We start from the raw sequence: 19,108 nt of genomic DNA, 5'->3' as shown, positions 1-19,108 counted from the left end.
GAACAGGTTTTATTCACGACTTGGAAGGTTATTTTGAAAGTCTTGCCAAATATGGGGTTTAGAGCGTGGGCATTTTCGCCTCTTTAACGGAAATGCTGGGTTTCAACCCTATATCCAAGTGTTAACCTTCCAAGTCGTGTTTATTGACGGGGCGCAGGGGTTCCACACGGCAGTGGCTCTAGCGGGGAACCCCCAAGATCGCCCTGCCTCCCCTTCTTGGGGGCAACGCCCCCAAACCCCCTTCTCGTTTTCATCTGAAAACCGCTATAGCATGCTGGCAGAGCGATTACTAGAATCTTTTCCCCAAAATATCTGGGGCGGTAATCGTGGCATAAAAATCTGGGTCGGGGTGTTGCCAATTTATGACCCCTGCCCAGGCAGCCAGTAGCCGATCGCCCAGGATCGTGCCTGTTTCTATGGCACCTGTATCGCCTGGTGGTAGATTGCCGTTGTGGGCAGCGGCGATCGCTCCGATCGCTACTCCTAATTCTGGCCGTACCTGCTGGGCGCGGGATACGGCAAGCTGCCAGTTATACGGCGTACTGAGCCAGCAGTATAGACCATAAGCAATGTTTATTTTGCCATTCATGGCACGATCGTCCTGACTTGAGGAAATTAGTGCGGACTGGGCGATCGCACCGCTAGCCCCGCGATCGACTAAAGTACGCACCAGATCGAGTTGATGTGACAATAGGGCGATCTCGTCTTGACGATCGGAACTCCAGCGAAAGCGATCGCTCAGGAAATCTTCGATCTCGGCGATCGCGCTTTTAGGACTTAAAGCATCGCGGCAGGCTACAGCAATGAGAAGAGCTACGATCTGATCTTCGAGATACGAAAAGTAGCGAGACAGTGCGTTTAGATCTTGATGTTGCCATAGCCCGATGGCGATCGCGCTTACGGTTCGGAGCACTGGCTCCTTAGTATCTTGAGAGCGATCTAAAATTACCGCCTCGATCGAGCTAGGTAAATGGTTAGCTGCTAGTGGCGGCAATAATACGCACGTACTGCTCAAAGCCGAACGGAAACGCTGTCGGAGCGAACGACGATGGAAAATGCTACTTTTTACCCCAACCAAACCAGCCGCCGCCTTTCTTTTCATCTTTCTTAGGTGGTTGTTTTGCCGATCCTGAAGCTGCCTTTGGCTGAGCGCCGCCGGGCTGGTTCATATATTTGAGCGCGATCTGGTTTTTAGGATCGAGACTCAGTGCTTTTTGGAAGCAGGTTTTAGCCATCACAGCTAAATTCTGATTTGTATACACCACCCCCATCAACGCATGAGCTTTACTATTATTTGGAGCCAGTTTAGTCAGAGTTTTTAACTCTGCCATTGCTTCAGTCCACAGCTTCTTACCAATGTACATCTCGGCTAGCTGCATGCCGCGCTCTACTTTCAGTTGGTTAGGATCCTGAACTATAGTTTCATCTTCTGAGGCTTGACCGTAAGACGTGCTCCTGGCAGTCTGGAAGATGTTTTCCTGAGTCATGAGATAGACCAGGTTAAGTTCGCTCAAATCGGCAGAGTAGTCCAGAAACTTGTCTAAAGAACGATATTGCATATTCGCAATTTCGCTCACTGCTTTGAGATAGTTAGATGGATGTGGATTCTGCAAAAACTGTCGTGCCAATTCGGATTGCAGATCGAGTTTGGCAGAGGTTTGCTTGAGTGCTTGAGCCAGGTGGCGGAGGGCAATAAAGTACTCTGCCCGTTCGCGATCGTCGGTCAGAATTTGATAAGCTGGACTAACTAGCTTGGCAAAGTATTTGGTAGCCAATTCCTTTTCGGTAGGACTGTAAGCTGCCACATCTGGATGCAGGATCTTGGCTATTTTGAGAAACTTTCTCCTGATTTGCGTGGCGTCAGTATTAATTGCTACGCCCAGAACAGCATAATGATCGTCGACCTTATAACTGGCGATCCCCCGACTGATTCCAAGGACTTCTGGCTGTCCCACAACTTCCACCTCCTGAGTATTGCTTCTAGTGTACCCTCTTGTTTAATTTGATATATCGCTCGATCCACTTCTTTGTAAAGAGATCGATCGTCTTTGTTGAGGATCGCAACCAGGCCAATTGGCAAGAAAGGTTCCCCCACAACTGTAAAACTAGAATTGTTGGTAATCTGCCACATTGCCACCGGCTCGTCCAGAAGCATAGCATCTAGCTGGCGATCGCGTAATTTTGCCAGCACGCGATTGAGATCGCGGGAAGAAAATACACGAATCGCGTTACCCCGATTCTTATTGTATGTTTCTATAACTGCGGCTCCGCCACTGTTAGCTACGACACCAACTCGTTTACCAATTAAGTTACGCAGTGTTGAAATTTTACTACTATCTTTGCGTACGAGAATACGTTGCGAACTTATGTAGTATGGCGCGGTTTCGACAAACCGATCTTTATAGCGACCGCCATCCAATCCACCTTGCTCTCTGGCGCTCAAAATCAGATCGATCTGTCTAGCTGCCAGTTGCTCTGGTTGACCGTTCCATGGGATATTGATCGGCCTCAATTCTACGTTCAGTTTTTCAGCAATCTTCTGGGCGATCTCCCACTCAAAGCCATCGTAATATTGGGTCTTGGGATTCCAGAACATATAGGCACCGCCTACAGAAGCGTCAATGCCTACACGCAAATGTCCCCGACGCGTGACATTTGCAAGGCTGCTATCTGCATGAGCAGGTGGAATGGATAGGAGCGGTGCCATCGCGCCAGGATTTAGCAGCGCTATACTATAAATCCCCACCGTCAAAGCTATATCCAGTAATAGCGATCGCCATCCCCCAGTAAGCGTTGCCATATTTTAGAGCTTTGCCCTCGCCTGGTTGTTTTTTCTGTCTTTCTTGAGTTTGCGATCGCGACCGTTATCGTCATCGGCGAGACCAGCCATATCCTGAGAAGCAAATCCCCCCTGATGACCGATGCGTTCCATAAAAAACTCCTCCAACGACTGTCTTGACAGGTGCAGGTTAGTAATCTGAGCGCCGATCTCCTTGATAAAACCCATGAACTGGCTGGGATCCGAAGTCAACTGACCGTGCCAGGAATCTCCTTGAAATTCCAAGTGTTGCAGCCAGGGTTCTAACTGTACCTGCGAACCGCCGTGTCCTCGTACTTGATATGACTGCTCGGTGCCGAGGAGCTGGTTAAGCGAACCGATGGCAACCAGCTTGCCTCTGTTGAGGATACCAATACGATCGCAAATAATTTCCACATCCGAAAGAATATGGCTGTTGAAAAATACGGTTTTACCTTGCTTTTTTAGCATCAGAATTATTTCACGAATTTGGTAGCGTCCCACCGGATCTAATCCTGACATCGGTTCGTCTAAAAACACTAAATCGGGATTGTTAATTAAAGCCTGTGCCAGACCAATCCGCTGCACCATTCCTTTGGAGTATTGTCGTAGTTGCTTTTTGCGCGCTGATGCCTGCGATAGTCCCACCAGATCTAATAAATCCGCAATGCGCTGTCTGCGGGTGGATGGGGATATGCCAAACAGGCTACCAATAAACTCTAGTAGTTCCCACCCTGTGAGGTAATCGTAGTAGTAGGCATTTTCGGGTAGGTAGCCGATGCGGTTTTTACTGTCGAGATTACCAATTTCACTACCGAGCAGCTTACCAGTGCCGGATGTTGGTTGCACGATCCCCAGCAGCAACTTTAACAAAGTAGTTTTACCAGCACCATTTGGACCGAGCAAACCAAATGTCTCGCCTGCTTTGACCACCAGCGTGCAGTCTTGGAGGGAGTTAACCTTTTGATTGAGCCAAAAGCCAGTCCGATAGGTTTTACTCAGATTCTCAGCGCTAACCGCGATCGCATCTGAAGCATCACCTGTCGTGGTCTGAGTAGCGGTCGTCATATTTTGTCACAAGGTACGGTCAACTGAAGTCTCAAATCTCAGCCTTAATTGTAAGCTAGATTTTCTAACTAGCTGCCGATCGACCTCTGAAATCTCGCGGCTAAGTTTTACCAACTGGCCAGGTTAGCTCGCAAATCGTGCCTTTGGGGGTATTTGGCGATCGCGTGAAACTACCGCCTAGCTTTTTGGCAAGGCTTTTGGCAAGTTTGGTGCCTCCTTGTTCTACGATCGTTTGGGTGGGACTGATGCCAGCGCCGTTATCGACCACCCGCAAACTGCACCAACCATTTTCCTGCTTGCAGATAACCCTTAGTTGCGTGGCATCCCGAGCGTGTTTGCCAACGTTACAGAGAGCTTCCTCCAGGAACAGGCTCAGTTCGTGCTTGTGTTCGGCAGTCAAGTAAAAGTCTTCGACAGGGTTGATATTTGGTAGTTTGATCTTCAGTCCCTTAAAACCAGCAAAATCCCGTTGCAGGGTATTGTGATATACCTCATAAAGCAATTCGTGTAGCGGGGCTGCTCCCTGTTTTGCCAGCCGTTCCGGGCGCAGGGACTCATAGACTTGCCGTAACTCTCGATCTAAACTTTCTAGTTTGACTCCTATTACCTGTGGCTCCAATCCATCGGTCCTGAGGGAGCTGAGGATGCCAGCTAGAGTTTGCAAGGGGCCGTTGTGCAACGCATTAAAGGCATCGTCGAGCGTATTCTGCCGCTGCTCTAGCATTAGTTGTCTTTGCTCGATCAGCGATCGCAAGTCCTGGATATAGCGCGTTACCAGCCCCGCACCGACAAAGGCAAATATGGTCGGTATGACTGGCACCCACCAACCCAGTAACAACAACCCATAGCAGCCCGCAACCAGGCTAATGGTAATTGCTGTCATCATCAGTAAGTTGGGAATGGGGGAATCGCGTTCCTGAGCTGGCGTATTTGTGCGGCGGCGGATATTCCCGATCGCAATGCCCGCACCACCCCAGAAAATAATCAATACGTATTCCCAGGCATCAGGTAATACCTGCAATAGCGATCGCCCGTCTAGAACAGCACTAATAATCTGGCTGGTGCTATGGGCTTGATATTCCACTCCTTCGACGAGATCCTCGTTAACCGCTGGAGCGGTGAGCGTATCTTTAACACTGGCAGCGACCATGCCAATAATCACGATGCGATCGCGAATGGCATCCGCATTGAAATTATTGGTTTTAATATCCTTGAGAGAGAACATGGGGAATCTTTTTTGACCGCTTCGCCAGTTCATCAAAATTTGATTGCCCCCCGCATCAACGCCAATATAACCGCCATCATGGGGTTGCAAGCGAGGGAACTCTACCGTGCCAAATCGAATCGCATTTTTATCCTTAATGCCGTTATCGATCTCGATGCCCTCAGCTTTGAGGTAGGCTTCTGCCAAGCGCAGCCCCAGGGAAAACTGATAGCCACCATTGAGCCTGGGGCTGGCAATTAAGCTGCGGCGGACATTGCCATCGCGATCGAGAATCACATCGGCAAAACCCACCTGTGTAGTTGGTAGTTCTGGTGGGGGATTAACTATCGAGTTTTGCGCATCGGGCAAGATCGATTTCTCGATCCCAATGACATTCCTGGTAGTTTTGAATATCTTAACCAATTCCGCCTCACCGGGCTGTACGGGCAGGTCGCGGAAAATATCTAAACCGATCGCCCTTGGTTTGTAGCTGTTGAGTTTGGTAATTAATTGCGCCAATTCTCCATCTGGCACGGGATAGCCAACGTGGCGAATATCTTCTTCCGTGACCCCAACAATTACCACCCGTCGATCGACTGGTTCGATGGGGCGGTAGCGCATGAAGCGATCGAACGCGCCCCATTCCAGCATCTGCAACGCCCCAGACAAACGTACCAGGACAACTAAACCTACGATGCTTAAACCAGGCAGAGCAAACTGCTGCCAGTTTTTGAAACTCCACTGAATTTTTTTGAGAAAACCTGCCTTCACAATATTGACTTTACTGGCTCGCCATAGCAATTTGTAGTGTCTTGAGGACTGATAACATAATCATTACCCAAAATCGCCTGCACGTTTAAACCCAACCCAGCAAATTCTCGGCTATAGATAACTCCCTCTGAGTCAGGTTCTAAATTCTGGTATATGCCGTCTTCCAAAACAAACCAATCGATTTCCCGATCTAACGTACGCCAGACAATATATTCTTTCACGCCATTGCGTTCGTAGGCGCGTTTTTTGCTGTGCAGGTCGTAGGAAACTGTACTGGCAGCAATTTCGGCAATCAGTTCTGGCGCGCCTGTAATGTAACCATCAGCATCAATTCGAGCATTGCCTCCCAAACGGAAGAGCACGACATCGGGTTGAGGCTCGTTATCATTGTCGAGACGGACAGTTGGTTCTATGCCAATTTCTAATCCAGCGGTCATGGATTGATAGGCTGCCAGCCAACCAAATAATTGTCCGTGGGGTTTAGCATGGGAAATAAAGCGCAAGGCAGATGCCACGTGCACGATTCCTTCGATTAGTTCGGCCTTTTTGATATTTGAAGCGGCATAGCGGCGCTCGAATTCTTTACGATTGAGGCGATCGCCATTCTCAAGGATAGTTAACGGTGATGGCAAGTTGGCAATAACCATAGTTATTAAACACGATGACCCTTATATATCTTAGCGAATGCCCAGTATCTATAGCCGTAGACAGATCTGTTAGGACAGGGGGTGTGGGGGCGCAGCCCCCACGCAGGGGTGGAACCCCTGCACCCCGTCCTAAGCCTATTGGCTATAGCTATAAATGCACGATATGTTTAAGTGTCAATGCGTTCGCGGAGATCGGCGGCAAAGTCTTCGTAACGCCTTAATGATGTCACTTGCACGCGAACGTGCTGACCCATTTTTTTCATAATCGGTAGATCGAGGAGGATTTGGTCGAGTACATCGGGGGAGGCAACATCGACGATAGCAATTACCCGACGCATCCCGACGCACTTCCATAGATCGACAACAATTCCTTTTTGTTTAGCTCCAAGAGCAGCGTCAGCTTCTTCTACCCAGATGGTGAATAAATCTTGTTGCGACATATCAGCCGCATATTCAACTTGAAAATCTAAGTGGTACAGCATTATCTGAGTTATTCTAATTCAATCGATATTTTGTTAGGTATTTATTCTATAGCTATAGCGGTTTTCACTTGAGAACGGGTTTTATTGACAGGGTGAAGGGGTTCCACCCCTTCTTGGGGGCATTGCCCCCAAACCCCCTTCTCGTTTTCATCAAAGTTAAACGATCCTAGACTAAAATTAAACGACCTTTGCAGGCCGCATTTGCAAACTTGTGCGCATTTTTTTTCTGCCCTCTAAAGCGATCGCAAAACTGCACGAACTACCAGAAGTGGCAGGAATTTACTATGTCACGGCACTCTGGCGTTTATTTTATATTGGCAAAGCTACCAATCTCCGCCGTCGCTGGCGCAAAAATCATCAAAGGTACAACCAGTTCAAAATCTTGCCATTTGGGCGGCTGCACTACAAAACCATGCCCGCCAGTAAAATTGACGACTACGAGAGAGCGGAAATTCAGCGCTGTCAGCCACCTTGGAATAACAGTCCCGTACCGGAATTTTATGGTTTAATCCGCCATTTCCTGTTGGTGTGGATCGGGCTAATTTTGAATCTGATTTTGTTAGTATTACTAGCTATTCTGGCAATATACGCATTCAACTACGCTCGCTCTAGTGCAGGGCGGCATCTTTGGGAGGTATCGATCAATTTTTTATCCCGGCTGCTGCTACGCCGCGAATAAACTGGCGCTGACCGATTAAAAATAGCACCACAATCGGAATGGTCGCGATCGCCACCGCAGCCATTAATAACGGCCAGTCGGCGGTAAATTGTTCTTGGAATCCCGCCAGTGTCAGTTGTACTGTCTTCAATTCCGGGCGGGTTGTAAATACGAGGGGTTTAAACAAGTCATTCCATTCACCGATGAACGTAAAGAGAAACAGGGTAACCAGAGCCGGACGGGTGAGGGGTAAAACGATGCGCCACAGCACTTGCCAGCGATTAGCACCATCGATAATTGCTGCTTCTTCTAACTGGATGGGAATAGTTTGGATATACTGTCGCAATAGAAAAATGCCAAAGCCATTGGCAGCGGTAGGCAAAATTAAGGCAGCGTAGGTGTTGACCAGATGTCCCCATTTCAATACCAGGAAAATTGGTATTACCAATAACTGAAATGGCACGATTAAAGTCGCTAGCACAAACAGCAGGATGCCATTACGACCGCGAAAATTTAACCGAGCGAGGGCATAGCCAGCTAGGGCAGAAGTTACGATCTGGCAAGCAGTAACGGCGATCGCCACCAGAGTCGAATTAGCAAATGCCAGCAGGAATTCCCCCTGCGCCCAGGCTCTCGCATAATTATCTCCCGTCCAGGTTTTAGGTAACAAACTATCTAAGGGCTTGAAATCTGCCGTGGCGAAAGAGGTAATTAGGACAAAAATGAGAGGCAGCAGAAGCGCGATCGCGCCGATGCTGAGGGCGATCGCCAGGATTAATGATAGGATGGCTTGCTTTTGCAGTACTTTGTTCGCCATTACGATGCATCCTTACTTCTTTAGGATCGCCTTTAGTATTTTGCCTCAAGGCGATCGCGCAGTTGGCTGCTTAAGAAATCAATCGCCGTGACTACAACTAACAGCACCAGAATCATTGTAGTAGCTTTTGTATATTCAAAGCTCCTGATGTAATTCACGAGTTCAAAACCTATACCACCAGCGCCAACTACCCCTAAAACAGAGGCAGCGCGGATATTATACTCAAACATCCATAATGTATATCCCAACATCAGCGGCAAAACCTGTGGGATGACACCATACTGAGCAATCTGCAGGCTTGAGGCTCCAATTACCTTTAGAGATTCAAGGGAGTCTCGATCGACTGATTCAATTGATTCTTGATAAAACTTAGCCAGGTAACCAATTGTATAGATACTGAGTGCTAGCGTACCTGCAGGTGCTCCCAAGCCGGTTGCCGACACGAAAAACAGCCCCAAGACAATCGATGGCACGGAGCGAACTGCATTTTGCAGTAGATTTGCCATCCAGCGCAACCACCTGGGTGCTAGATTCTTTGCAGACACGATCGCTATTGGTAGAGACAACACCGCTCCAATTGTCGTTCCCCATAGGGATATCTGAACGGTCTCGATTAGCGACTTCACAGCTAGATCCAACACGCTCCAATCGGGTGGGAATAGGCGGGAAAGGAAATCCTGCATGAAGGGAATGCTTCCGTTCAAAGCCTCTAAGTCTAACTTTAAGCCTTGAAACGCCCACCCATACACTAGAATCAGAATCCCTAAGATAAAGATGCGCCCAAACCAAGGGTAGCGATACCAAAATCTCCCTATCTGCTTCTTTACATTTGAGATTTGTTTTCTCATAAAGTAGTCTGATTCAAATTAATTCCAATTCTGGAAAATTGAGTGGATACATTGCTACAGGAACCATCGTACTTCACTTGCCCCTGTTCCAGGATAATCGCTCGTTGCGCGTATTCTTTTACCAATGAGAGATCGTGCAAGACCGCGATCGTAGTGATGCCCCGATCGCGATTTAAATCCGACAGAATCTCCATCACCTGTTGGGTAGCACCGATATCTAAACCTGCGGTCGGTTCGTCGACTAGGAGAATTTGGGGAGATTGGATCAAGGTGCGGGCGATCGCTACCCGTTGTCGTTGCCCGCCGCTTAGTTGACTAGTTCTTTGGTATGCCTGCTCTAGTAAGCCGAATTGGGCCAAGAGGCTGAGAGCGAGGCGGCGATCGCTGCGGCTAAATCCCCACAATGTTTGCCATGTTGACAGCGTTCCCAAGCGCCCGCACAAAACATTCTCCAACGCCGACAACTGGGGAATTAGTCCACCGCCCTGAAATAGCACACCCACGCCTTGCCTACTTGCGGCTAAGGTGCGGGGCGCGACCGCAACTCCTTGAATATGTATGCTCCCTTTTTGTAAGGGTACCAGACCTAATAAGGCTCTGAGAAGGGTGGACTTGCCTGCTCCATTTAGTCCTAGCAAACCCACAAACTCACCCCGCTGAATCTGACAGTTAATGCCGCACAAAATCGGACGCTGCAATGTGGGGATATAAGCAGTTTCCACATCGCAGCAGTCAATAATAGGATCTGGCACTGAAATGACTTCTGGCACTAACTTATGGCTCAAACCCAGCAAGTTTTAATGCATCGCGGATAGGAGCTAGATGGCTATTATGATCGACCTTGACTAGCTCGGTTGAGTTATATAGATCCTTAAGCATTTTATTGTTAGCGGGTTGATTTAACTTGAGGAAAGCATTAATCAGTTTATCCCTTGTTGCCGCAGGTACGCTGTCATCAATCACTATACCGTGAGCTGGTACGTTAGGAATGGAGTACAGAACTCGCAGCTTCTGTACTTCATCGGCTTTGACGTAGGGAGGAGCAACCGCATATTCCGATACGGCAGCTACGTCAGCTTGACCTCGCAAGACCTGTTGCAAGGCGCTACTGTAACCATCGCCAAAAAAAACACTGCCAAAGAAATCTTTGAGGCGATCGCGATTGGGCACAAAGTTATTTTTTACCAACTCAGCGGTGGGGAATATAAAGCCAGAACCGGATGTAGGAGAGGCAAATGCCACTTTCTTCCCGCGTAGCTGTGCCAAGGTCTGCTTGCTGTTGCCTGACTTCAGAGGGCTATTTTTGGCTACAACAAACACAGATCTGTAAGTATGTCTACCTGAATAATTGGGGCGAACCTCTGCTAAATACATGCGAGCTTTTGCTAATTGTTCGGCTTTTAGCGCTCCGCGACCTGCTACAAATGCAACCTGAACTCGATTAGTTTTTAGCGCTTCTACAGCCGCAGTTTCAGCAGCGATCGTGGCTTCCACTGGCATTCCCATTTCCTTGGAGAGCAGTTGTGCCACCCGATTTGCTTTATTTTGCAGGTCGGTAGAATCAGATCGACTGGCGAATGCAATTTTGATGCTTTTGAGGGAACCCTGAGCCACTATTTGCGGTGTTTGACCCAGTTCTGTAGTTGCTTGCGATGTATTTGATGTTAAATAAAAAGCCAAACTGCCTAGTGCCGCAGTTGTCGCACCAAGACCCAGTACTAATTTTCGTGAAAACATTAATTACCCTAAACTTACCGGACGCTACAAAAGTTAAATAAAAATAACTACTATAGTTTGCATTAAAATCATTCTTTTGTCTAGCCTATTAGTAGTAATTCTCAAATAGCTAGTCAAATTTATGAAGTATTTATATGGGTACCCCCATGCAGTTGTCTCAAGATTTTTGCAGTAATGGGGATTTAGGAGATTGCCATGAAAAAATATGCCGATAATTGTAGGGGCAATCTCCCCATGATTGCCCCAATTGGTTGAGAGCTGGTTAGTAAGGGTGGATCTATACTCAAGGAAATTCAGCGAGTCTGGAAAACCCATAGCAATCTTAAGATGTGCTATCCCGCCAATACTCGATGTCAGGCTTGCTCCGGACACTTTTGAGGCGAAAATTAACACTAACTATAAAGGTTATATAAGTGTATGAGTGTCGCAAAGCGTAAAGGAACGTTAAGTTATCTTGGCTGAGGGGTATGCAAAAATGATAATCTTGCTTCATATAACAAATGGCATTCTGCCCTCATTCATTCCATATATTCAAACTAAAACCAAATCTGGGAGAATACTCAATGTCAGAAGAACAGCAAGAAGCATCCGGGAAACCATCAGGTAAAGTCCCTATGTGGCCTGGTAGCACAGGTGGTTTGCTAGCATCTGCTAACACTGAAGAAAAATACGTGATTACCTGGTCTAGCCCCAAACAGCAGGTGTTTGAAATGCCTACTGGTGGCGCTGCTACCATGCACAGTGGCGATAACATGCTCTATCTCGCCAAGAAAGAACAAGCTCTAGCGCTCGGCACGCAGCTTAGAAAATTTAAGATCAATAACTATAAGATCTGGCGCGAGTTCCCAAATGGCGATCAAGTCTACCTGCACCCTGCCGATGGCGTTTTCCCTGAAAAGGTAAATGCCGGTCGGGCTGCCGTCAACAGCGTTAGCCGCAAGATTGGCGATAATCCCAACCCAATTTCGGTCAAGTTCACGGGTAAAGCTACTCACGATAACTAGGTTACCTAGAGAGTTGCGATCGCTGTGCTGTCGCAATTTTTCGATTTTAGCTTTAGAACGCCAATCTATAAAAAGCCAAATGGCATTCACCACATTGCTCAGGAGTCAGGAAAGATCTTGGCTCCTGATTTCTACATTTTGGGTATTTGTAGCTCATGATTTTGCCAGATTATTCTCAGTTTCAGCAGTTAGTCGGTCAGGGCAACTTCGTGCCCGTGTATCAGGAATTGGTGGCAGATCTCGATACGCCTGTATCGGCGTGGTACCGGGTTTGCCAGGGACAACCATTTAGTTTTTTACTGGAATCAGTGGAAGGAGGGGAACGGGTTGGTCGTTATAGTTTCCTGGGCTGCGACCCGCTCTGGAGATTAGAAGCAAGAGGCGATCGCACTACTCAGATCTTTCGCGATGGTACGGAGAAGGCATACATTGGCAATCCCTTTAAACACCTGGCTGACTGCCTTGCCCCTATTCATCCCGTTCACCTACCGCAACTGCCGCCCAATCTGGCTGGACTCATTGGCTTTTGGGGTTACGAACTAATTCACTGGATCGAACCCAGGGTGCCAGTATTTCCGTGTAATGCCAGCGATCTGCCCGACGGTCTGTGGATGCAGGTTGATAGCTTACTGGTTTTCGATCAGGTCAAGCGTAAGGTTTGGGCGATCGCCTATGCCGATCTGCGCGATGGAGCCGACCCGAAGTTAGCCTACGATCGAGCCTGCGATCGCGTCGCTTTAATGGTGAACAAGCTGCGATCTCCGCTGGATCGGCAAAAAACAGCGATTAATTGGGTGAACCCCGCTCAACAACCGCCGTTAACCTACAGTAGCAATGTCAGCCAGGCAGACTTCTGCAAGTCTGTAGAGGTGGCAAAACAACACATCAAGGCCGGAGATATTTTTCAGGTCGTGCTGTCGCAGCGTTTATCGACACCGTTCGGCGGCGATCCGTTCAGTCTGTATCGCTCCCTGCGGGTAATCAATCCATCACCATATATGGCATATCTGCACTTTGACAATTGGCAGGTAATTGGCTCCAGTCCTGAAATTATGGTGAAAGCCGATAGAGTTGACGATGTTACTAAAGCCGTGCTCCGACCAATTGCTGGCACTAGACCGCGTGGTGCTACGGCAAAAGAAGATACAGAGTTAGCTAGGGATTTGCTCTCAGATCCTAAGGAAGTTGCCGAACACGTCATGTTGGTCGATCTCGGGCGTAACGATCTGGGGAGGGTATGTCGCAGCGGCACCGTACAGGTGGACGAGTTAATGTCGATCGAACGCTATTCCCATGTCATGCACATTGTCAGCAATGTGGTGGGCGAGCTGCTGCCCCATAAAACGGCTTGGGATCTGTTACAAGCTTCTTTCCCCGCCGGTACGGTCAGCGGCGCGCCCAAAATTCGAGCGATGGAGATTATTCATGCTCTGGAGGGCGATCGCCGCAGTACCTACGCCGGAGCCTATGGCTACTACGACTTTGAGGGCCAACTCAATACCGCCATTACAATTCGCACGATGATCGTGCGGGAAGGTACGGTTAGCGTTCAGGCGGGAGCAGGTATCGTGGCCGACTCAGAACCCCTAAAGGAATATCAAGAAACCTTAAACAAGGCCAGAGGTATGCTAGAGTCTATTCGCTGTCTTAGCTAGACGCGATCGCGCGGCGGTAATTCGCTAAAATGTACCATGCTAAACAGCCTTAACAATCATCATCTTAGGATGCTATGGCCGATCGCTTTGTTCGGGTAAAAACTGCTCAAGGGCAAGTTCATTACGGCTTACTAGAATTGAATCAGTCCGTGCAGTTATATACGGCTGCGCCTTGGGTTGGGGGTAGCCCTACCAGTAAGCTACTTGCACCAGATACCTACCAGTTGCTGGCTCCCTGCGAGCCGAGCAAAATTATTGCGGTGGGGAGAAACTACGCTGCCCATGCCGCAGAAATGGGTGGGGTCGTACCTGAGGAACCTCTACTCTTTTTCAAGCCTACCAGTGCGATCTTGCCACCGGATGGCACGATCCTTTTACCACCCCAGTCCGAACAAGTAGAGTATGAGGGGGAGCTGGCACTTGTAATTGGAAATACTTGCACTAATTGCCTGCCCAAGCAAGCATTATGCGCGATCTGGGGTTATACCATTGCCAATGATGTTACGGCAAGGGATTTACAGCGCCGCGATAGTCAATGGACAAGAGCTAAAGGCTTCGATACTTTCTGTCCGCTCGGTCCCTGGGTAGTGCGCGATATTAGTCCTACGGCACTCTTGCAAACCTTTTTGCAGGGTAATAAGAAAGCACTACAGTCGCAAACGGTCGATGGAATGGTGTTTACACCCGAATTCCTCGTTGCCTATATCAGTCAGATCATGACTCTTTACCCAGGCGATATTATTCTTACGGGTACTCCCGAAGGGGTTGGGCCGCTATCGGCAGGTGACAGCATTTATATAGAAATTGAGGGCATCGGTAAGCTACATAATAATGTGGCTCTTCGCAATCCACTGCCCGTTGAACCAGAGTTGGATGATATTAGTCAAAACTTAGCGTAGATTTTGATATAGAATTCAGCAAAAAAATGGCACGAAAATTGTCATAAAGGTGCAGCACCATTTAGAGATTTTCTGCGTCATATCTAAACGTAATCTTAGTTTTGCCCTAAGGGGGACATGCGGCTATGCAGCAGCTCTTTACCTCACACTTTACTATCAAAAATAAGCGCTCAGGGAAATTAGCTCTGGCTATAGGGGCGATCGCAGCAGTCACCGTGCCTGTAGGTTTGCCTGTGCGCGCTCAAAGCGATGCCCCTGTACCTATTGAATCGTCGGAACAGCCTAATGTCCTCACCGGAACGCGTTTTTCCTGCCAATTACAAAGCGGTCAATATACGGTGGTATACCAACCTAAAAGCCAACCAGGTAAGGTATTCCCCTGGGCTACCCCATCGGCGATGGGCGGCGGCTGGGCATCGGATCGCCGCTGCTACGAGATTAGCCGCCGTCTAGAGTCCTATCGCCCCGATGGTCTGTTAGAAATGCGTACCGGGATTGAAAATGGCTACAATATCATCTGCGCTACCACTGAAAAGAATCCCGTTTGCCGGATTATTCTCACGGTGCCAGTCGGGCAAGATCCCGTTACTACACGCGATCGCGTATTTAGTAACTTAACAGTTGCAGATAGCGGTCAGACTACTGCCCCCGTTGCTACTTTCGTCGAAGGCGAGCGCAACAACATCCTTGGCATAGATTTAGGTGGCTTGCTAGGCGGCAGACCGCAAAGAAATACGAATAATAATACTCCAGCACGTACGCCCAGCCGCTCTAGTTTTAGTGGCGATGGCATTTATCTCAAGCCTTTCCTAGATCCATCCGATGGCGGTACTGGTACGGGACTGCAAAATGGCGTACCGATCGGCAGACAATTTAGACCGGGTAGATTCCGTTAGTTTGATTCTCCAGTCCGCCGTAGGGTGTGTTGCTTCATAGCAACGCACCTAAAATTTGGTGAATCGATCGTAATAACTTAATGCGCTCCAGCACTTCGGTAACACACATGAGAAAGTCAACCCCAAGCCCTGATTGCTGTTGCTCGTACCAATCAAACGCGTCGTCAAATTCAGCCTGAGCCTCAGCCCGAAAGACTATTGGCAAACTCATCGATCTGCTTTCGCTCGTGAGAGAGCTTGGTCTCGGACATCTTGCCAAGAAATTACTGCTTAAAGCCCTCCTAAAGTTCGGGAGGGCTTTTGCGATCGCTTGGGTATAGTCGCAATTTCCGTTAAACCAGTTCCTTAGCGCGTTCTAACTTTTGTTGCAACCTCTTTGGTTCCGGTAAGCCCACCATCTCCGAGTTGCTCGCTCCGGGCGGCACCATCGGATAGCAGTTCTCATCCCGCTTCACGCGAAAATCAGCTACGATGGGGCCATCATGCGCCAGGATTTCTGCCACGATGGCGGAGAGGTCATCTTCATGGGTGACTAATAAGCCCTTCACCCCAAAAGCTTCGGCTAGCTTTTTAAAGTCGGGCATGCCCGCTTCCATGTTGGAGTTGGAATAACGCTCGCTGTAGAAGCTTTCCTGCCATTGGCGCACCATGCCTTGCCAGCCGTTATTGATAATTACTGTTTTCACGTTGATGCCGTATTGCGCCAGAGTTGCCAACTCCTGCAAGTTCATTTGGAAACTAGCGTCCCCGCTAATACAGATCACCTCATGCTCCGGCAATGCCACTTTTACACCCATAGCAGCAGGCATACCGTAGCCCATCGTGCCCAAACCAGCACTGGAGATCCAGCGTCTGGGGCCGCTTCTGAGGAACTGCGCCGCCCACATCTGATGCTGACCCACATCAGTGGTGTAGTAAGCATCAGGGGCTTGCTTGCCAAACTCGGCGATTACTTCCTGAGGCGAGAGTGCATTCGGGTAGTGGGGAATTTCCAGAGGATAATCGACCTTCCATTCCGCAATTTGCTCTAACCATGCCTTTGTGCGAGTTGCTTCCTCATAGGTAGTTGCCGCCAACAAAGCTGCCAGCACTACCTTCACATCGCCCACGATCGGTATGTCTGGCTTGCGGTTTTTGCCTACTTCCGCCGGGTCGATGTCAATGTGAATTACTTTGGCTTCTGGGGCAAATTTGTCTAGCCTGCCCGTCACGCGATCGTCGAATCTGGCACCTACAGCAATTAGTAAGTCACATCCCTGTACGGCGAAGTTAGCATAGGCAGTACCGTGCATCCCCAACATGCCCACGGAAAGGGGATGATTTTCGTCAAACGCACCCTTACCCATCAGCGTAGTAGTTACAGGCACAGCAAAGCGCTCCGCTAGTTGCTTAACCTCAGCATGGGCATTAGAGACGATCGCTCCACCGCCAACGTACAACAGCGGTCGCATAGCCGTACGAATTAAGCTAACAGCCGCATCAATTTGTTCGCGATCGAGATCTCCGTTAATTTTGGATTGATAGCCGCGCAACTGCAACTCTACTTTTTCAGGCTCGTACTCAAACTCCTTTTGCCCGATATCCTTGGGAATATCGATTAGAACTGGCCCCGGTCGCCCTGTAATAGCAATGTGAAATGCTTCTGCTACCACGCGGGCAATATCTTCAGGCTGACGCACCACATATGAATGCTTGACCAGGGGTAGCGTAATCCCAAAAATGTCTGTCTCTTGGAAGGCATCGGTACCAATGGCATAGGATGGTACCTGCCCCGTCACAATTACTAAAGGTACGGAGTCCATTTGGGCAGTGGCAATGCCTGTTACGAGGTTAGTAGCTCCAGGTCCAGATGTGGCAATACATACACCCACCTGACCCGTAGCGCGCGCATAGGCATCGGCGGCATGGGCGGCTGCCTGCTCGTGGCGTACCAGAATATGGCTTATTTCCCCTCTAGCTTCTGCCTTATAAATTTCATCATAGACAGGTAGGATTGCCCCACCAGGATAGCCAAATAGGTGTTTGACACCCTGTCTTCTGATACTGTCAATCAGCGCAAAGGCACCAGATGTACGCAAAGCAGCCTCCTAAAAATGTGCGATCTTGAATGGATTACGGCGATCTCAATGATGTGTCACTGACGTGCTACTGCCAAAACTCAATCAGGTTTTGCCATACCTCGTATAGCAAAACCGACTACCTTAGCGCTCTAAAGTGCGGCACTAGCCCACGGTTTGGCAAGCTTAACTAAAAAACTATAACTTTGTAGGGATGACCAAAGATCGACCCTTAAGTTTTTCATATTGTAGCAATAGTATCTTGACATTCCAACGATTAGTTGGGTCGGATTTTTACTTTCAGACAATTACGCTATAGGAGTAGATTATAGGGCTGCCCAATATTTAAAATTAAAACTTTAGTATTTTTGTAAACATTTCTCAAAGCAGTTTTAGCTTAGTTATTAGGAAAGCGATTGAGCCGTTTTCAGCGTAAGATTAATGTTTGAGGTTTCCCTCAAATCAAAGCTTTGGCATCACAACCTAGCAATTTCAAGGCCTGGCAGCTCTAAGATGTAGACTCTTTAAGCTGTTAATAAGCAAACCCTAATACCTCAAGCAGTAAAATTCATGGATCAGACGACAGAAAAAAAAGAAAAGAAGGATATCCCTGTAAATATTTATCGTCCTAACAGCCCATTTGTGGGCAAATGCATATCAAACGAGTCCCTACTAAGACCAGGAGCACCTGGAGATACGCGCCACGTCAAGTTTGACATTTCAGGTGGCGATCTGCGCTATCTAGAAGGGCAAAGTATTGGGGTTATCCCGCCTGGTGAGGATAAAAATGGTAAGCCCCATAAGATCCGACTCTACTCGATCGCCTCGACCAGACATGGCGATGATATTGATGACAAGACTGTATCTTTAAGCGTGCGCCGCTTGGAGTACAAGCATCCGGAAACGGGCGAAACTGTCTATGGTGTTTGCTCTAATTTTATCTGCGACCTCAAACCCGGCGATGATGTCCAAATTACTGGGCCGGTTGGTAAGGAGATGCTTTTACCTGAAGATCCTGATGCCAACATTATTATGATCGCGACTGGTACGGGTATTGCGCCATTCCGCGCATTTCTGTGGCGCATGTTCAAAGAAAAGCACGATGACTACAAATTTAATGGTCTAGCCTGGCTCTTCTTTGGTGTAGCTACTGATTCTTCAATTTTGTACAAAGCCGATCTGGACTGGCTGCAATATAAGAATGAGCGAAATTTCCGTCTAGACTATGCCCTCAGCCGCGAGCAAAAAAATGCTAAGGGTGAAAAAATGTACGTCCAACACCGCATGGCTCAGTATGCTGACGAGTTGTGGGAACTACTGCAAAAGCCCAATACCCACGGCTATATCTGCGGTCTCAAAGGCATGGAGAGCGGCATTGACGAGTTCATGATCGATACCGCTGCTAAGTCCGGCGTGCACTGGAAAGACTACGAAAAGCAAATGAAGAAAGAAGGACGTTGGCACATTGAGACTTACTAGTCCCAACTCGACTCAATGAAGTAGTTTTTATTTAGGGTGGCAGAAATAGCCACCCTTTTACATAAGTTCTACGCCGCGTCGATCGCTCC

At 48.4% G+C, this 19,108-nt stretch carries 19 protein-coding genes; 6 read left to right on the top strand and 13 right to left on the bottom strand.

Annotated features, from left to right (window positions below):
- Nucleotides 1–289: 289 nt before the first annotated feature.
- From PSE6802_RS0124275 to PSE6802_RS0124245, 7 genes are all read right to left on the bottom strand, one after another.
- Entirely contained in the window at nucleotides 290–1,102 is an 813-nt protein-coding gene (locus PSE6802_RS0124275) for a hypothetical protein (protein WP_156815647.1), read from the bottom strand.
- Nucleotides 1,059–1,955: a J domain-containing protein gene (locus PSE6802_RS0124270; RefSeq protein ID WP_019502607.1), complete on the bottom strand. Its 897-nt coding sequence runs from the start codon at nucleotides 1,953–1,955 to the stop codon at nucleotides 1,059–1,061. The genes PSE6802_RS0124275 and PSE6802_RS0124270 overlap by 44 nt, the downstream gene beginning before the upstream one ends.
- The gene (locus PSE6802_RS0124265; RefSeq protein WP_019502606.1) at nucleotides 1,874–2,800 is read right to left on the bottom strand and encodes a substrate-binding periplasmic protein; all 927 of its coding nucleotides are present in this window, start codon (nucleotides 2,798–2,800) and stop codon (nucleotides 1,874–1,876) included. The genes PSE6802_RS0124270 and PSE6802_RS0124265 overlap by 82 nt, the downstream gene beginning before the upstream one ends.
- 3 nt (nucleotides 2,801–2,803) lie before the next feature.
- The gene (locus PSE6802_RS0124260) at nucleotides 2,804–3,865 is read right to left on the bottom strand and encodes an ABC transporter ATP-binding protein (RefSeq protein WP_019502605.1); all 1,062 of its coding nucleotides are present in this window, start codon (nucleotides 3,863–3,865) and stop codon (nucleotides 2,804–2,806) included.
- A 100-nt stretch (nucleotides 3,866–3,965) separates the two neighbouring features.
- Nucleotides 3,966–5,840 carry a sensor histidine kinase gene (locus PSE6802_RS0124255; protein ID WP_019502604.1) on the bottom strand — a complete coding sequence of 625 codons (1,875 nt, stop codon included), beginning with the start codon at nucleotides 5,838–5,840 and terminating at the stop codon, nucleotides 3,966–3,968.
- Nucleotides 5,837–6,487: a Uma2 family endonuclease gene (locus PSE6802_RS30205; RefSeq protein WP_051050599.1), complete on the bottom strand. Its 651-nt coding sequence runs from the start codon at nucleotides 6,485–6,487 to the stop codon at nucleotides 5,837–5,839. The genes PSE6802_RS0124255 and PSE6802_RS30205 overlap by 4 nt, the downstream gene beginning before the upstream one ends.
- A 167-nt stretch (nucleotides 6,488–6,654) precedes the next feature.
- Nucleotides 6,655–6,969 (bottom strand): muconolactone Delta-isomerase, encoded by a 315-nt coding sequence (locus tag PSE6802_RS0124245; protein WP_019502603.1) that lies wholly within the window; start codon nucleotides 6,967–6,969, stop codon nucleotides 6,655–6,657.
- Nucleotides 6,970–7,180: 211 nt separating this feature from the next.
- On the opposite strand from PSE6802_RS0124245, the gene PSE6802_RS0124240 reads away from it, so the two are divergent.
- A complete protein-coding gene (locus PSE6802_RS0124240) occupies nucleotides 7,181–7,648 on the top strand; it encodes a GIY-YIG nuclease family protein (RefSeq protein WP_019502602.1) in 468 nt (155 codons plus the stop codon).
- Here PSE6802_RS0124240 and PSE6802_RS0124235 read toward each other — a convergent pair.
- The 4 genes from PSE6802_RS0124235 to PSE6802_RS0124220 are packed head-to-tail and all read right to left on the bottom strand — an operon-like array spanning nucleotide 7,611 to nucleotide 11,029.
- Complete coding sequence (locus tag PSE6802_RS0124235; protein ID WP_019502601.1) at nucleotides 7,611–8,444, bottom strand: carbohydrate ABC transporter permease; 834 nt, start codon at nucleotides 8,442–8,444, stop codon at nucleotides 7,611–7,613. The genes PSE6802_RS0124240 and PSE6802_RS0124235 overlap by 38 nt on opposite strands.
- A 32-nt stretch (nucleotides 8,445–8,476) precedes the next feature.
- Nucleotides 8,477–9,292: a phosphonate ABC transporter, permease protein PhnE gene (gene phnE, locus PSE6802_RS0124230; protein WP_019502600.1), complete on the bottom strand. Its 816-nt coding sequence runs from the start codon at nucleotides 9,290–9,292 to the stop codon at nucleotides 8,477–8,479.
- Nucleotides 9,289–10,044, bottom strand: a complete 756-nt coding sequence (locus PSE6802_RS0124225; protein ID WP_026103525.1) for a phosphonate ABC transporter ATP-binding protein — start codon at nucleotides 10,042–10,044, stop codon at nucleotides 9,289–9,291. Before PSE6802_RS0124225 ends, phnE begins: the two co-directional genes overlap by 4 nt.
- 22 nt (nucleotides 10,045–10,066) lie before the next feature.
- Nucleotides 10,067–11,029: a phosphate/phosphite/phosphonate ABC transporter substrate-binding protein gene (locus PSE6802_RS0124220; RefSeq protein ID WP_019502598.1), complete on the bottom strand. Its 963-nt coding sequence runs from the start codon at nucleotides 11,027–11,029 to the stop codon at nucleotides 10,067–10,069.
- Between the two features lie 563 nt (nucleotides 11,030–11,592).
- Here PSE6802_RS0124220 and PSE6802_RS0124215 point away from each other — a divergent pair.
- From PSE6802_RS0124215 to PSE6802_RS0124200, 4 genes are all read left to right on the top strand, one after another.
- Nucleotides 11,593–12,033 carry a photosystem I reaction center subunit II PsaD gene (locus PSE6802_RS0124215; RefSeq protein ID WP_051050598.1) on the top strand — a complete coding sequence of 147 codons (441 nt, stop codon included), beginning with the start codon at nucleotides 11,593–11,595 and terminating at the stop codon, nucleotides 12,031–12,033.
- 155 nt (nucleotides 12,034–12,188) lie between these two features.
- Nucleotides 12,189–13,688: an anthranilate synthase component I gene (trpE, locus tag PSE6802_RS0124210; protein WP_019502596.1), complete on the top strand. Its 1,500-nt coding sequence runs from the start codon at nucleotides 12,189–12,191 to the stop codon at nucleotides 13,686–13,688.
- A gap of 74 nt (nucleotides 13,689–13,762) precedes the next feature.
- A complete protein-coding gene (locus tag PSE6802_RS0124205) occupies nucleotides 13,763–14,587 on the top strand; it encodes a fumarylacetoacetate hydrolase family protein (protein WP_019502595.1) in 825 nt (274 codons plus the stop codon).
- Nucleotides 14,588–14,712: 125 nt separating this feature from the next.
- The gene (locus PSE6802_RS0124200) at nucleotides 14,713–15,483 is read left to right on the top strand and encodes a COP23 domain-containing protein (RefSeq protein ID WP_019502594.1); all 771 of its coding nucleotides are present in this window, start codon (nucleotides 14,713–14,715) and stop codon (nucleotides 15,481–15,483) included.
- A gap of 34 nt (nucleotides 15,484–15,517) precedes the next feature.
- Here the strand turns inward: PSE6802_RS0124200 and PSE6802_RS33890 are convergent, their stop codons facing one another.
- Together PSE6802_RS33890 and ilvB are read right to left on the bottom strand one after the other, a co-directional pair.
- The gene (locus PSE6802_RS33890) at nucleotides 15,518–15,694 is read right to left on the bottom strand and encodes a hypothetical protein (protein WP_019502593.1); all 177 of its coding nucleotides are present in this window, start codon (nucleotides 15,692–15,694) and stop codon (nucleotides 15,518–15,520) included.
- A gap of 121 nt (nucleotides 15,695–15,815) precedes the next feature.
- Entirely contained in the window at nucleotides 15,816–17,561 is a 1,746-nt protein-coding gene (gene ilvB, locus PSE6802_RS0124190) for a biosynthetic-type acetolactate synthase large subunit (RefSeq protein ID WP_019502592.1), read from the bottom strand.
- 549 nt (nucleotides 17,562–18,110) lie between these two features.
- Here ilvB and PSE6802_RS30200 point away from each other — a divergent pair.
- Complete coding sequence (locus PSE6802_RS30200) at nucleotides 18,111–19,019, top strand: ferredoxin reductase domain-containing protein (RefSeq protein WP_019502591.1); 909 nt, start codon at nucleotides 18,111–18,113, stop codon at nucleotides 19,017–19,019.
- Nucleotides 19,020–19,108 lie beyond the last annotated feature (89 nt).

It is taken from the genome of Pseudanabaena sp. PCC 6802 (genome assembly GCF_000332175.1).
In the GTDB taxonomy this organism is placed as follows: Bacteria; Cyanobacteriota; Cyanobacteriia; order Pseudanabaenales; family Pseudanabaenaceae; genus PCC-6802.
Note: the sequence above shows the minus strand (reverse complement) of the source record. Positions and strands in the feature narration are given on the sequence as shown.

Coding starts and splice junctions, on each gene's coding strand:
- PSE6802_RS0124220 (WP_019502598.1), bottom strand. CDS start 11,029: ATGTTTTCACGAAAATTAGTACTGGGTCTTGGTGCGACAACTGCGGCA.
- PSE6802_RS0124215 (WP_051050598.1), top strand. CDS start 11,593: ATGTCAGAAGAACAGCAAGAAGCATCCGGGAAACCATCAGGTAAAGTC.
- PSE6802_RS0124260 (WP_019502605.1), bottom strand. CDS start 3,865: ATGACGACCGCTACTCAGACCACGACAGGTGATGCTTCAGATGCGATC.
- PSE6802_RS30200 (WP_019502591.1), top strand. CDS start 18,111: ATGGATCAGACGACAGAAAAAAAAGAAAAGAAGGATATCCCTGTAAAT.
- PSE6802_RS0124235 (WP_019502601.1), bottom strand. CDS start 8,444: ATGGCGAACAAAGTACTGCAAAAGCAAGCCATCCTATCATTAATCCTG.
- phnE (WP_019502600.1), bottom strand. CDS start 9,292: ATGAGAAAACAAATCTCAAATGTAAAGAAGCAGATAGGGAGATTTTGG.
- PSE6802_RS0124205 (WP_019502595.1), top strand. CDS start 13,763: ATGGCCGATCGCTTTGTTCGGGTAAAAACTGCTCAAGGGCAAGTTCAT.
- PSE6802_RS33890 (WP_019502593.1), bottom strand. CDS start 15,694: ATGAGTTTGCCAATAGTCTTTCGGGCTGAGGCTCAGGCTGAATTTGAC.
- trpE (WP_019502596.1), top strand. CDS start 12,189: ATGATTTTGCCAGATTATTCTCAGTTTCAGCAGTTAGTCGGTCAGGGC.
- PSE6802_RS0124245 (WP_019502603.1), bottom strand. CDS start 6,969: ATGCTGTACCACTTAGATTTTCAAGTTGAATATGCGGCTGATATGTCG.
- PSE6802_RS0124275 (WP_156815647.1), bottom strand. CDS start 1,102: ATGAAAAGAAAGGCGGCGGCTGGTTTGGTTGGGGTAAAAAGTAGCATT.
- PSE6802_RS0124265 (WP_019502606.1), bottom strand. CDS start 2,800: ATGGCAACGCTTACTGGGGGATGGCGATCGCTATTACTGGATATAGCT.
- PSE6802_RS0124200 (WP_019502594.1), top strand. CDS start 14,713: ATGCAGCAGCTCTTTACCTCACACTTTACTATCAAAAATAAGCGCTCA.
- PSE6802_RS30205 (WP_051050599.1), bottom strand. CDS start 6,487: ATGGTTATTGCCAACTTGCCATCACCGTTAACTATCCTTGAGAATGGC.